The sequence below is a fragment of the Streptococcus sp. K0074 genome, assembly GCF_048843365.1.
GTDB lineage: Bacteria > Bacillota > Bacilli > Lactobacillales > Streptococcaceae > Streptococcus > Streptococcus mitis_BM.
On sequence record NZ_CP184836.1, the window covers coordinates 114,089 to 127,743 of the forward strand.

Annotated in this window: 15 protein-coding genes; 5 read left to right on the forward strand and 10 right to left on the reverse strand. The window is 40.9% G+C overall.

Translation table 11 applies throughout. The features are described from left to right. Positions 1 to 169 precede the first annotated feature (169 nt). From ACN076_RS00670 to ACN076_RS00690, 5 genes are all read left to right on the forward strand, one after another. Positions 170 to 1,441, forward strand: coding sequence for a maltodextrin ABC transporter substrate-binding protein (locus tag ACN076_RS00670; protein ID WP_000095481.1), 1,272 nt, complete (start codon positions 170 to 172; stop codon positions 1,439 to 1,441). A gap of 109 nt (positions 1,442 to 1,550) precedes the next feature. Continuing rightward, complete coding sequence (locus tag ACN076_RS00675) at positions 1,551 to 2,843, forward strand: sugar ABC transporter permease (protein ID WP_049524724.1); 1,293 nt, start codon at positions 1,551 to 1,553, stop codon at positions 2,841 to 2,843. 1 nt (position 2,844) lies between these two features. After that, positions 2,845 to 3,687, forward strand: coding sequence for a sugar ABC transporter permease (locus ACN076_RS00680; RefSeq protein ID WP_001065646.1), 843 nt, complete (start codon positions 2,845 to 2,847; stop codon positions 3,685 to 3,687). 145 nt (positions 3,688 to 3,832) lie between these two features. Next, on the forward strand, positions 3,833 to 4,633 hold the full coding sequence (locus ACN076_RS00685; protein ID WP_420789968.1) for a DUF1189 domain-containing protein: 801 nt from the start codon (positions 3,833 to 3,835) through the stop codon (positions 4,631 to 4,633). 9 nt (positions 4,634 to 4,642) lie between these two features. Next, positions 4,643 to 5,629 (forward strand): LacI family DNA-binding transcriptional regulator, encoded by a 987-nt coding sequence (locus ACN076_RS00690; protein ID WP_314008098.1) that lies wholly within the window; start codon positions 4,643 to 4,645, stop codon positions 5,627 to 5,629. A gap of 29 nt (positions 5,630 to 5,658) precedes the next feature. On the opposite strand, the gene ACN076_RS00695 is transcribed toward ACN076_RS00690, so the two are convergent. The 10 genes from ACN076_RS00695 to hisS form a co-directional block, all read right to left on the reverse strand. Beyond that, complete coding sequence (locus tag ACN076_RS00695; RefSeq protein ID WP_420789969.1) at positions 5,659 to 6,600, reverse strand: YitT family protein; 942 nt, start codon at positions 6,598 to 6,600, stop codon at positions 5,659 to 5,661. Continuing rightward, a complete protein-coding gene (gene aspS / locus ACN076_RS00700) occupies positions 6,578 to 8,341 on the reverse strand; it encodes an aspartate--tRNA ligase (protein ID WP_125416801.1) in 1,764 nt (587 codons plus the stop codon). The genes ACN076_RS00695 and aspS overlap by 23 nt, the downstream gene beginning before the upstream one ends. A 154-nt stretch (positions 8,342 to 8,495) precedes the next feature. Further along, positions 8,496 to 8,726, reverse strand: a complete 231-nt coding sequence (locus tag ACN076_RS00705) for a hypothetical protein (protein ID WP_420789970.1) — start codon at positions 8,724 to 8,726, stop codon at positions 8,496 to 8,498. Positions 8,727 to 8,743: 17 nt separating this feature from the next. After that, positions 8,744 to 9,385 carry a CPBP family intramembrane glutamic endopeptidase gene (locus ACN076_RS00710; protein ID WP_084927098.1) on the reverse strand — a complete coding sequence of 214 codons (642 nt, stop codon included), beginning with the start codon at positions 9,383 to 9,385 and terminating at the stop codon, positions 8,744 to 8,746. A gap of 9 nt (positions 9,386 to 9,394) precedes the next feature. Then, positions 9,395 to 10,093 (reverse strand): ABC transporter permease, encoded by a 699-nt coding sequence (locus ACN076_RS00715; protein WP_420789971.1) that lies wholly within the window; start codon positions 10,091 to 10,093, stop codon positions 9,395 to 9,397. Further along, positions 10,086 to 10,910 carry an ABC transporter ATP-binding protein gene (locus ACN076_RS00720; protein WP_261031775.1) on the reverse strand — a complete coding sequence of 275 codons (825 nt, stop codon included), beginning with the start codon at positions 10,908 to 10,910 and terminating at the stop codon, positions 10,086 to 10,088. The genes ACN076_RS00715 and ACN076_RS00720 overlap by 8 nt, the downstream gene beginning before the upstream one ends. Before the next feature lie 10 nt (positions 10,911 to 10,920). Further along, on the reverse strand, positions 10,921 to 11,661 hold the full coding sequence (locus tag ACN076_RS00725; RefSeq protein WP_261031777.1) for a DUF3169 family protein: 741 nt from the start codon (positions 11,659 to 11,661) through the stop codon (positions 10,921 to 10,923). A 2-nt stretch (positions 11,662 to 11,663) separates the two neighbouring features. Further along, positions 11,664 to 11,861: a hypothetical protein gene (locus tag ACN076_RS00730; RefSeq protein WP_261031778.1), complete on the reverse strand. Its 198-nt coding sequence runs from the start codon at positions 11,859 to 11,861 to the stop codon at positions 11,664 to 11,666. Then, positions 11,861 to 12,064: a helix-turn-helix transcriptional regulator gene (locus ACN076_RS00735; RefSeq protein WP_025173208.1), complete on the reverse strand. Its 204-nt coding sequence runs from the start codon at positions 12,062 to 12,064 to the stop codon at positions 11,861 to 11,863. Before ACN076_RS00735 ends, ACN076_RS00730 begins: the two co-directional genes overlap by 1 nt. A 143-nt stretch (positions 12,065 to 12,207) precedes the next feature. Next, positions 12,208 to 13,488: a histidine--tRNA ligase gene (gene hisS / locus ACN076_RS00740; protein ID WP_078353102.1), complete on the reverse strand. Its 1,281-nt coding sequence runs from the start codon at positions 13,486 to 13,488 to the stop codon at positions 12,208 to 12,210. Positions 13,489 to 13,655 lie beyond the last annotated feature (167 nt).

Consider the following 13,655-nt stretch of genomic DNA (forward strand, 5'->3'; position numbering starts at 1 on the left):
TTTCTTCTATTACAAACAAATAAAACGCTTACCATTCCCGTGAAATTTTTTTAAAATTTTTACAAAAAACACTTGCAACCGTTTTCTATTTGTGCTATACTAGTCCCATAAAGGAAAACGTTTGCGTTTCCTCATTATAAAATTTGTTATTCTTTAGGAGGAATACACTATGTCATCTAAATTCATGAAGAGCACTGCTGTGCTTGGAACTGTTACACTTGCTAGCTTGCTTTTGGTAGCTTGCGGAAGCAAAACTGCTGATAAGCCTGCTGATTCTGGTTCATCTGAAGCCAAAGAACTCACTGTATATGTAGACGAGGGATATAAGAGCTATATTGAAGAGGTTGCTAAAGCTTATGAAAAAGAAGCTGGAGTAAAAATCACTCTTAAAACTGGTGATGCTCTAGGAGGTCTTGATAAACTTTCTCTTGACAACCAATCTGGTAATGTCCCTGATATTATGATGGCTCCATACGACCGTGTAGGTAGCCTTGGTTCTGACGGACAACTTTCAGAAGTGAAATTGAGCGATGGTGCTAAAACAGACGACACAACTAAATCTCTTGTAACAGCTGCTAATGGTAAAGTTTACGGTGCTCCTGCCGTTATCGAGTCACTTGTTATGTACTACAACAAAGACTTGATAAAAGAAGCTCCAAAAACTTTTGCTGACTTAGAAAACCTTGCTAAAGATAGCAAATATGCCTTCGCTGGAGAAGATGGAAAAACTTCTGCTTTCCTAGCTGACTGGACAAACTTCTACTATGCATACGGACTTCTTGCTGGTAACGGAGCTTATGTATTCGGACAAAACGGTAAAGACGCTAAAGATATCGGTCTTGCCAACGACGGCGCTATCAAAGGTATAGAGTACGCTAAATCTTGGTATGAAAAATGGCCTAAAGGTATGCAAGATACGGAAGGTGCTGGCAACTTAATCCAAACTCAATTCCAAGAAGGTAAAACAGCTGCTATCATCGACGGACCTTGGAAAGCCCAAGCCTTCAAAGATGCTAAAGTAAACTACGGTGTTGCGACTATCCCAACTCTTCCAAACGGAAAAGAATATGCTGCATTTGGTGGTGGAAAAGCTTGGGTCATCCCTCAAGCCACTAAGAACCTTGAAGCTTCTCAAAAATTTGTAGACTTCCTTGTTTCAACTGAACAACAAAAAGTATTATACGATAAGACTAACGAAATCCCAGCTAACACTGAGGCTCGTTCATACGCTGAAGGTAAAAACGATGAGTTGACAACTGCTGTTATCAAACAGTTCAAGAACGCTCAACCAATGCCAAATATCTCTCAAATGTCTGCAGTTTGGGATCCAGCGAAAAATATGCTCTTTGATGCTGTAAGTGGTAAGAAAGATGCTAAAACAGCAGCTAACGATGCTGTAACATTGATCAAAGAAACAATCAAACAAAAATTTGGTGAATAAGAAATTTGTTCAAGGGGGGTGGAAATCAAATCCCCCTTTGAATTTATCAACAAAAACACAAATAGTTTAGGTTTTATCTAGAAACCAGTATCCTATGAAAGGAGTTATTATGGAAAAGCAACAACCTAGTAAAGCAGCCCTGCTGTCTATCATTCCTGGGTTAGGACAGATTTACAATAAACAAAAAGCCAAAGGTTTTATCTTCCTTGGTGTAACCATCGTATTTGTCCTTTATTTCCTAGCACTTGCCGCCCCTGAATTGAGCAATCTCATCACTCTTGGTGACAAACCAGGTCGTGACAATTCCCTCTTTATGCTGATTCGTGGTGCCTTCCATTTAATCTTTGTAGTTGTTTATATACTCTTTTATTTCGCAAATATCAAAGATGCACATACAACTGCCAAACACATTAACAATGGCATACCAGTAGCGCTTACCTTTAAAGAAATGGTCAAAGGAATCTATGAAAATGGCTTCCCTTACCTCTTGATCATTCCATCTTATGTTGCCATGACTTTTGCGATCATCTTCCCAGTTATCGTAACCTTGATGATCGCCTTTACCAACTACGACTTCCAACACTTGCCACCAAACAAATTGTTGGACTGGGTTGGTTTGACCAACTTTACGAACATCTGGAGTTTGAGTACCTTCCGTTCTGCCTTTGGTGCCGTTCTTTCTTGGACTATCATCTGGGCTTTGGCTGCCTCAACTTTACAGATCGTCATCGGTATCTTCACAGCTATCATTGCTAACCAACCATTTATCAAAGGAAAACGTATCTTTGGTGTTATTTTCCTTCTTCCTTGGGCTGTTCCAGCCTTCATCACTATCTTGACATTCTCAAATATGTTTAACGATAGTGTCGGAGCCATCAACACTCAAGTATTGCCAATCTTAGCTAAATTCCTTCCTTTCCTTGATGGTGCTCTTATTCCTTGGAAAACAGACCCAACTTGGACTAAGATTGCCTTGATTATGATGCAGGGTTGGCTTGGATTCCCATACATCTACGTTTTGACCTTGGGTATCTTACAATCTATTCCTAACGACCTTTACGAAGCAGCTTATATTGACGGTGCCAATGCTTGGCAAAAATTCCGCAACATCACTTTCCCAATGATCTTGGCTGTTGCGGCACCTACTTTGATTAGTCAATACACCTTCAACTTTAACAACTTCTCTATCATGTACCTCTTCAATGGTGGAGGACCTGGTAGTGTCGGAGGTGGAGCTGGTTCAACCGATATCTTGATCTCATGGATCTACCGTTTGACAACAGGTACATCTCCTCAATACTCAATGGCGGCAGCTGTTACCTTGATTATCTCTATCATTGTCATCTCAATCTCTATGATCGCATTCAAGAAACTACACGCATTTGATATGGAGGACGTCTAAGATGAATAACTCAATTAAACTCAAACGTAGACTGACTCAAACCCTTACTTACCTCTACTTGATTGGCCTATCGATTGTAATCATCTATCCACTGTTGATTACCATCATGTCAGCCTTTAAAGCAGGTAACGTCTCAGCCTTTAAACTAGATACTAATATCGACCTCAATTTTGATAACTTTAAAGGCCTCTTCACTGAAACCTTGTACGGTACTTGGTACCTCAACACTTTGATTATCGCCTTAATTACTATGGCTGTTCAAACAAGTATCATCGTACTTGCTGGTTATGCCTACAGCCGTTACAACTTCTTGGCTCGTAAACAAAGTTTGGTCTTCTTCTTGATCATCCAAATGGTGCCAACCATGGCCGCTTTGACAGCCTTCTTCGTTATGGCGCTTATGTTGAACGCCCTTAACCACAGCTGGTTCCTCATCTTCCTATACGTTGGTGGAGGTATCCCGATGAATGCTTGGCTCATGAAAGGCTACTTCGATACAGTACCAATGTCTCTAGACGAATCTGCAAAACTAGACGGTGCAGGACACTTCCGCCGCTTCTGGCAAATTGTTCTTCCACTTGTTCGCCCAATGGTTGCCGTACAAGCTCTCTGGGCCTTCATGGGACCTTTCGGGGACTACATCCTCTCTAGTTTCTTGCTTCGTGAGAAAGAATACTTTACTGTTGCCGTTGGTCTCCAAACCTTCGTTAACAATGCGAAAAACATGAAGATTGCCTACTTCTCAGCAGGTGCTATCCTCATCGCTCTTCCAATCTGTATTCTCTTCTTCTTCCTACAAAAGAACTTTGTTTCAGGACTTACAAGTGGTGGCGACAAGGGATAATATATCCCCGCCACCCTTTTTCATTTTGGATCTTGTGACTATAAAACTATCCTTGCAACAAGCAATTTTTCTCCTAGACTTGAAATAAAGCGCATTTCTCTATATAATAATACTCATATAGAAAACACCTTTTAGAAAGATACCTATGCTTCCATATCCATTTTCCTATTTTTCAAGTATTTGGGGATTTCGTAAGCCCCTATCCAAACGTTTCGGGCTCAACTGGTTTCAACTACTCTTTACCAGTATCTTCCTTATCAGCTTGTCTATGGTACCCATTGCCATCCAAAACAGCTCACAGGAGACTTATCCGCTAGAAACCTTTATCGATAATGTCTATGAACCTCTGACAGATGAAGTTGTCCAGGATCTCTCTGAACACGCTGCAATTGTTGATGGCAAATTAACTTATACAGGAACAGCTAGTCAAGAGCCTTCTATTGTGATCGGTCCAAGTCAAAGCAAGGAATTACCTAAGGACTTGCAACTGCATTTCGATACGAATGAGCTAGTCATCAGCAAAGAAAGTAAAGAACTGACCCGCGTCTCTTACCGAGCGATTCAGACTGAGAGTTTCAAAAGCAAAGATAGCTTGACCCAAGCAATTTCTAAAGACTGGTACCAGCAGAATCGTGTCTATATCAGTCTCTTTCTAGTTCTCGGTGCGAGCTTCCTCTTTGGTTTGAATTTCTTTATCGTCTCTATAGGAGCGAGTCTTCTCCTCTATATCACTAAGAAATCACGCCTCTTTTCATTTAGGACCTTTAAAGAGTGCTACCATTTTATCTTGAACTGTTTAGGATTACCAACTCTGATTACACTTATTTTGGGATTATTTGGCCAAAATATGACAACCCTGATAACTGTACAAAACATTCTTTTTGTTCTGTATCTGGTCACTATCTTTTATAAAACACATTTCCGTGATCCAGATTACCATAAATAGGAGATTTTTATGCCCGTTACGATTAAAGACGTGGCCAAGGCTGCTGGTGTTTCGCCTTCAACTGTAACCCGTGTTATTCAAAATAAATCAACCATTAGCGACGAAACAAAAAAACGTGTTCGTAAGGCTATGAAGGAGCTCAATTACCACCCCAACCTCAACGCTCGTAGTTTGGTAAGCAGTTATACCCAAGTTATCGGCTTGGTGCTTCCTGACGACTCAGACGCCTTCTATCAAAATCCTTTCTTCCCATCTGTCCTCCGTGGTATCGCCCAAGTCGCCTCTGAAAACCACTACGCCATTCAGATCGCGACAGGTAAAGATGCCAAAGAGCGTCTTAAAGCTATTTCTCAGATGGTCTATGGTAAGCGTGTAGATGGTTTGATTTTCCTCTATGCCCAAGAAGAGGACCCTTTGGTTAAGTTAGTAGCAGACGAGCAATTTCCTTTCCTTATCTTAGGTAAATCTCTATCTCCCTTCATTCCACTTGTCGATAATGACAATGTCCAAGCTGGTTTTGATGCGACAGAGTATTTCATCAAAAAAGGATGCAAGCGAATTGCCTTTATCGGAGGTACTAAGCGACTCTTCGTAACACAAGACCGTCTGACAGGTTACGAGCTAGCTCTAAAACAATACCAACTTCCTCTCGATACTAATCTGACTTACTTTGCTACTGAATTTCTTGAAGATAATGGTTATCGCTTTAGTAGACTTCTCTTCAAACACGATCCAAATATTGACGCTATTATTACCATTGATAGTCTCCTTGCTGCAGGGGTCTGTGATTACATCGCAAAACACCAACTGGATGTCCCTGTCCTCAGCTTCGACTCGGTCAATCCCAAACTCAACTTGGCGGCCTATGTTGATATTAATAGCCTAGAACTTGGTCGTGTTTCTCTTGAAACTATCCTCCAGATTATCAACGATGCTAAAAGCAATAAGCAAATTTGCTACCGTCAGTTAATCGCCCACAAAATTATCGAAAAATAAAAACCAGCTCGCGCTGGTTTTTTTGATCACTAATTATCTGTTTCAACGAACCGTCCCAGAATATGAACATTCTCAGATACAGAGACAAAGGCACCTGGATCCACCTGTTTCATAATCTGTTTAAATTCATTAAACTCTGCACGTGTAATGACAGTGATTAAAACTGATTTTCTTTCGTGGTTATAAGTTCCTTCTGCATCGTGGATCATGGTTGCGCCGCGGTGTAATTTTTTATGGATTTTTTCAATTACCTTGTCTGGATGATTGGTCACAATCATAGCCTGCATCCGTTTTTGTTTGGTAAAAACAGCATCCGTCACACGGCTAGAGACAAAGATGGTAATCATAGAGTAGAGAGCGTATTCCCAACCAAAGGTCAAGCCTGCTATCAGCATGATGGTCCCATTTACCAAGAAAGAAATACTACCAACATTCTTACCCGTTTTCTTGCGAATAGTCAGGCTGACGATATCCGTCCCACCACTGGAGATATTGTTTCGAAGAGCAAAACCAATCCCCAAGCCCATGACAACACCCCCAAAAAGGGCATTGATAATGGGATCCTCCGTCAAGGTCGCCACAGGGACAAACTGGATAAAGAAGGAACTCATGGATACCGTTATAAAGGTAAAGACGGTGAACTTATGCCCAATTTGATACCAAGCCAAGACCATCAAAGGGAAATTAATGGCATAGAAGGTCAACGAAATCGGGATATGAAAACCAAACCAGTGATTACTCAAGGCAGAGATAATCTGTGCCAGACCTGTCGCACCACTCGAATACACATGACCTGGTTGGAAAAAGAAATTGACCGCTACTGCTGATAAAAATCCATAGACCAGAGAGGCCGAAATCTTCTCATCATATTTTTCGCGAGAGATGCTTTGTAAGACACGTAAAATTTTTATCTGATGAGCAAAGCGGCGCAGATAATAGCGCCACCGCTTAATTCGTTTTGCTTGTTTCATCTTCTTCTACTTGTAAGCTGAGTTCCTCTAGTTGTTTGAGAGCTACTGTTGAAGGAGCTTGTGTCATTGGGTCACTTGCCTTATTGTTCTTAGGGAAGGCAATAACTTCACGAATATTTTCTTCTCCTGCTAAGAGCATGACAAATCGGTCAAGCCCGATAGCCAAGCCACCGTGTGGTGGGAAACCATAGTCCATGGCTTCAAGAAGGAAACCAAACTGGTCATTTGCTTCTTCGGCTGAGAAACCAAGAGCCTTGAACATACGTTCTTGAAGGTCTTTTTGGTTGATACGAAGGCTACCACCACCAAGTTCATAACCGTTCAAGACAATATCGTAAGCAATGGCACGAACCTTAGCCAAATCACCTTCTAATTCGTGAGCAGTCTCTTCCTGTGGTAGAGTAAATGGATGGTGGGCGCTCATGTAACGACCTTCTTCTTCAGACCATTCAAACATTGGCCAGTCAACAACCCAAAGGAAGTTGAATTTATCATTATCAATCAAACCAAGCTCTTTGGCAATACGTCCACGAAGGGCACCAAGCGTTGCATTAGCCACTTCAAGCGTATCCGCCACAAAGAGAACCAAGTCCTTATCTTCAAGAGCAAGCGCTGTTGTCAATTCTGCTTGGATGCTAGTCAAGAACTTGGCAACTGGTCCGTTTAATTCTCCATCAACCACCTTGACCCAAGCAAGACCTTTGGCACCATACTGTTTGGCTACTTCGGTCATCTTGTCGATGTCTTTACGTGAATAGTTGTCCGCAGCTCCTTTGACCACAATTGCTTTTACAGCAGGTGCTTCTGAAAAGACTTTAAAGTCTACACCTTTGACTACTGCTGTCAGGTCCTGAAGCAACATGTCAAAACGGGTATCTGGCTTGTCAGAACCGTAAAGAGCCATAGCATCATCATATTTCATACGAGGAAATGGAAGCGTCACTTCGATGCCTTTAGTTTCTTTCATCACGCGCGCAATCAAACCTTCTGTGATATCTTGGATTTCTTGCTCAGTAAGGAAAGATGTTTCCAAGTCAACCTGTGTGAACTCAGGCTGGCGGTCACCACGCAAGTCCTCGTCACGGAAACATTTAACGATTTGGTAGTAACGGTCAAAACCAGCATTCATCAAGAGCTGTTTCGTGATTTGTGGACTTTGAGGAAGAGCGTAAAAATGCCCTTTATTAACACGAGACGGCACCAAATAGTCACGCGCCCCTTCAGGAGTTGACTTAGAAAGGAATGGTGTCTCCACGTCGATAAACTCCAACTCATCCAAGTAATTGCGAATAGAGTGGGTCACTTTAGCACGAAGTTTGAGGTTTTCCAGCATCTCTGGACGACGAAGGTCAAGGTAACGGTAACGTAAACGTGTATCGTCATTAGCCTCAATGCCATCCTTAATCTCAAATGGGGTTGTTTTAGCTGTATTAAGCACTGTCAGAGCTGTCACGTTTAACTCAACTGCACCAGTTGGCAACTTATCATTGGCTTGCTCACGCGCAGCGACCTGTCCAGTCACCTCGATAACAAATTCGCTACGAAGGCTTTCAGCTGTTGCCATGACCTCTGCAGATACTTTTTCAGGGTTGATAACCAACTGCATAATTCCTTCACGGTCACGAAGATCGATAAAGATCAAACCACCAAGGTCACGACGACGGCCAACCCATCCTTTCAAGGTCATTTCTTGTCCGATGTGTTCCTCACGAACACGACCAGCATACATACTACGTTTCATTGTTTCTCTCCTCTTTTATTCTGTTACTATTTTACCATAAAAGCGCAGGCTCTTCATGAAAATCAGCAGAAAAGTTTGCCAGTCTTTAAAAATCAGGTAAAGTCCCTAAAAATTAGCGCCCATACAAAAATCCGATGAACTTCACCGGACTCTTTTATTTTGAATTGTTGCCTGCTTTACGCTTTTCAGCGATTTCAGCTGCCTTTCGAGGCAAGACAATCTCCGTTGTGTAAGCTGTCCCAAAGCGCAAGACACCTGCAATAGGGGCAAAGACAACTGCTAGATAGTCGTAGAAGAAATCGCCCTTAAAGGCATAAGCTAGCGCCCCAATGATGAAAAATAGAACAACTGCTTGAATCACTGCTAATAAAATTACTCGTTTCATGTGACCTCCTGACTCTATTATAGCATGAGTATCATCAAAAAGCCGACTAAATTATTCAAAGCGTGGAGAGAAATACTGTAGACCAGACCTTTTCTGCTAATATAAGCCAAGCCCAAACTAAAACCAAGGCTAAAATAGACAAAAAATTGTTGCACATCACCTGGGAAATGAATCAAGGCAAACAGAACACTGGATACCAGAAGAAAAATCAGAGTTTGTTTACTATTGTCCTGCTTAGGAAAGAGATAGCGCGCCAACATTCCTCTAAAGATAAGCTCTTCTATCAAAGGAGCAAAAATAACGACCGCAAAGAAGGAGAAGAGTGGTTGAGACAAGGTCAAGTCTGTCGCTATTTGTTGATTTACTGAAGGATCATCTGGCAAGAAAAATTGAACGACAAGAGATAAGAACCAAACCAAGGCAGGAAGCCAAATAAATCGGTTGAAGATACTCTTCTCAGTATGGACAGGACCTTTCTGGTACCATTTGTAAATGCCATACACATAAACTCCAGCCAAGGCCACATAGAGTAAGGTAACAGCATAGGGTGAAGCGCCTAAGGCAAGAGAAGCAGTCGCCAACCCCTGAATGAAGCTATAGATAAAGAAAAAGGATAGAAGGACTAGAAGATACCAGCCAAGATTTTTAAGTAGTTTCATATAAATCTCCTATCTTGCTTTATAGCTGTTTTTCAATACAAAGAGGTTTGCTATCCCTAACACAAGTACCCAGGCAAGTAACATGCCGATATTAGAAAAAGATATTTCTCCACCTTTTTTATTTAAAAGATTTACAATAGGACCGACGAACGAGTAATCCAACACTTTCTGAGCCGTATCATTTTGAAGAGCAATCATAGGTAAAAAAGAGACAATTAACATAGGGAAGATACTATAGACTTGCGCTTTAGATTGAGTATCTGACACCGCACCGATTAGAAGGTTGAGAAAAATAATACTAATAGTTGCTAGGAGCAAATAGATAACGTAGGCAAATAAATAACCAGATAGATCTACTTTAAGATAGATGGGAAGTACAATCATAGCAAGTAACATTATCAGAATAGGGAGAACAAGCATACTGAAAGTATATTCTGTTGCTGTCACACCACTTAGGATGAGTGATTTAAGATTTCGTTTTTCCTTATCTTCTGCCATCATAATCGATACCATATAACCACTTCCCATGCTCAAGACCATCGTCAAGCTAGCAGATAGTAAAAATAGGCTTAATTGTCCATTCTTATTTAAAAATTCATTATAAAAAACAGCAATACCAAAAGGCATCAATAAAGTCGCTAACAAAGTTGAATTGCTAATAAGAACTTGCACTCTTAACCATAGTAGGGCATTTAATTTTCTAAACATCTAACTTTTCTCCTGTCAATCTGATAAAGATTTCTTCTAGGGTTGGCTCACAAGAGTGAACCACCATCAAATCTGTCGTGTCTAAATGTGGTAATTCTTCAAATGGAACTATCTGTTCTCGTCCATCATTATAAACCACACGTACTTTCTTATCCACATGGTACTTCTGGATAATATCTTGCGGACTTCCATACTCTATTAAATTACCCTTATTCAAAAGAGATAAGCGATCACAAAGCAGAGTTGCTTCATGCATATCATGCGTGGTCAGAAAGATAGTTGTCCCCGCCTGCTTTAATTCTTGAAGTAGGGTATGAATCATCTTAGATGTTGTAGGGTCTAAGCCACTGGTTGGCTCATCAAGGAAGAGAATCTTAGGTGCATTAAGAAGGGCACGAGCCAAGAACATTCGTTGTTTCATTCCAGTAGATAACTTTTCTGCGATAATATCTTTAGCATCTGCCAATCCAACCTGTTGGAGCACCTGATCTACTCTATCTGACTTGAGACCATATAACTTAGCATAGATGAGAAGATTTTTGTAAAGACTCATCTTTTCATAAAAACCACTACCATCACTAACAATACCAATTTGTTCCAAATCATTTGAGGTTAAATCTTGAGAATTCTTGCCTAACAAAACTGTTTTACCTTGATCTGCAGCCAACTGACCTGTCAAGACATTGATCATGGTTGTTTTACCTGAGCCAGAAGGGCCAAGAAAACCAAAGATTTCACCCTCCTTAATCTCAAAAGAAATCTGATGAAGAGCTTTTTTGCTCCCAAAACTTTTGCTTACATTTTCAACACGAATCATAGAAACTCCTTTATTTGAAATAACGTTTCACCATAGACAACTGCATCACATTGATATAAATATGGATTGCTCCTACAAGCATGAAGGCTAGTAGTTGAATCTCTCCTGTCAATAAAGAAACGATAAAAAGAAAAATATACAAGATTGGTAAGACATATTGGTTTAATTGGAATAAAATCTGAAAACTCTGTTCCAAATTAGCCTGACGCTCCCCTTCATCATAAGAATTAATATAGTTCAAGACATCCTTTGGTGTAGCGAAAAGTTCCAAATCAAACTGACGAACGATCGCAATTGTTTTAGAAAGATATTTTTGACTCTGCAAGAACAGCACTAATTCCAAAAAGGAAAGGGAAAATGTTATACGACTTACATCGAGTACAATTACTTCACTACCTGAGATGACAAGAGCCAATAAAATCGCTACACTTGTAATATTAGAAGTAATGTTTCCAAACTCAAGATTCCGATACATTTGCACATAATAGGTTTCATTCAGGTCATCATCCATTTCCTCTTGGTACAAGGAATGAAATTTTCTGCTTTTCTTTAAGAAATCGAACGTCAAAACAATGCCAACGAAACCTAATAGTAAACAAATGGCTGATAGCCATGGTATCAAGATTTTTGCATCTAACATAATTCCGTGGAATTCGGCACCAGCCTTCAACATATCTACAAACATGTACAAGAAAGCTCCCGAGACAACAGACATTAAAAATAACAATCCACGTTTCTTTTTCTTTTTCATATTCATTCTCCTTTTTCACTTGCTAGATTTTTTGATTTCTTTTCAATCCATTCAACGACTGGGATAAGAGCAAAGTAGACCCAAATAAATTGGTTACTCTGATAGGGATTAAACCATCCTAAGTCCATCCCAATCAATAGAAATACGCTGACTAATAAAGCTATGGCAACTACATAATAGATTACTTTATACTTGTTCATCACTCGTCCTCCTCCAAGCGAAATACCGATTCGACTGTTTCGTTGAAAATCTGAGATATTTTCAGGGCAATGATAATGGATGGGGTGTACTCATCCCGTTCTAGTAGGCTAATGGTCTGTCTGGAAACCCCTGCTAGCTTAGCCAGTTCGGTTTGATTGAGACCATCGCGAGCCCGAAGCTCTTTTAGACGATTTTTAAGCATTCCTTTCTCCTTTTCTCTTAACTTGCTTACATTGTAACACATCTTTTTCTTTTTGACAAGCATATTTGTCAAAAAGTTTATGATTTTTGTCATTTTGCAAAAGAAAAAGGTCAGGGGTAGGTTCCTGACCGGTTTATCTATCATTAAAATCCTAGTTTTTCAAAGATTTCTGAGAAGTTTTGGCTGATTGTCTCAAGTGACACTTGCACTTCTTCTCGGGTTTGGTTGTTCTTGACCGTCACTTGTCCGCTTTCGACTTCGCTCTCACCTAGAGTGATGAGGGTCTTAGCCGCAAAGACATCGGCTGACTTGAACTGAGCTTTGAGCTTACGGTTGAGGTAATCACGCTCTGCTTTGAAACCTTGTTGGCGAAGAGCCTGTACCAATTCCAAGGCCTTAACATTTGCTCCTTCTCCCAAGACTGCAATATAGACATCTAGGGCATTTTCGATAGGGAGGGCCACACCTTGCTTTTCAAGAATGAGAAGCAGGCGCTCTACACCAAGTCCAAAACCAAAGCCAGCAGTTTCAGGACCACCAAAGTAGGCAACCAAACCATCGTAACGACCACCCGCACAGACGGTCAAGTCATTGCCCTCGATCTCAGTGATAAACTCGAAAATGGTGTGGTTGTAGTAGTCCAGACCACGCACCATATTGGTATCAATGATATAGTCTACCCCAAGATTTTCCAACATCTGACGCACCGCATCAAAATGAGCTTGGCTTTCTTCATCAAGGAAATCCAAGATAGACGGTGCATTCTCCACTGCCACCTTGTCTTCTTTTTCCTTAGAGTCCAAGACACGGAGAGGGTTTTCCTCCAAGCGACGCTGGCTATCCTTAGACAAGGTCTCCTTGAGCGGTGTCAAATAGTCAATCAAGGCTTGACGATAAGCCGCACGGCTCTCAGGATTTCCAAGCGTATTGAGGTGTAGTTTGACACCTTGGATGCCAATTTCTTTCAAGAAATGGGCTGCCATCGCGATGGTTTCCACATCGGTAGCTGGATTGCTAGAGCCAAAACACTCAACACCAATCTGGTGGAACTGGCGCAAACGTCCTGCCTGTGGACGCTCATAGCGGAACATAGGGCCCATGTAGTAGAACTTACTTGGCTTTTGCACTTCTGGGGCGAAGAGTTTATTTTCCACGTAGGAACGGACAACTGGCGCTGTTCCTTCTGGACGGAGGGTAATATGACGGTCACCCTTGTCATAAAAGTCATACATTTCCTTGGTTACGATATCCGTTGTATCTCCGACAGAGCGACTGATAACCTCGTAATGCTCAAAAATGGGCGTGCGCACTTCTGCATAGTTGTAGCGCTTGAAAATCTCACGGGCAAAGCCCTCAACGTACTGCCATTTGGCAGATTCAGCAGGTAAAATATCCTGCGTTCCTTTTGGTTTTTGTAATTTCATAGGGAATCCTCTTTAAACTTAATAGTCTTATTTTACCATAAATAGAGGGATTAAAACAGTAAGAAAAAATTAGGATTTATACTCAATGAAAATCAAAAAGCAAACTAGGAAGTTAGCCGCAGGTTGCTCAAAACAGTGTTTTGAGGTTGTGGATAGAACTGACGAAG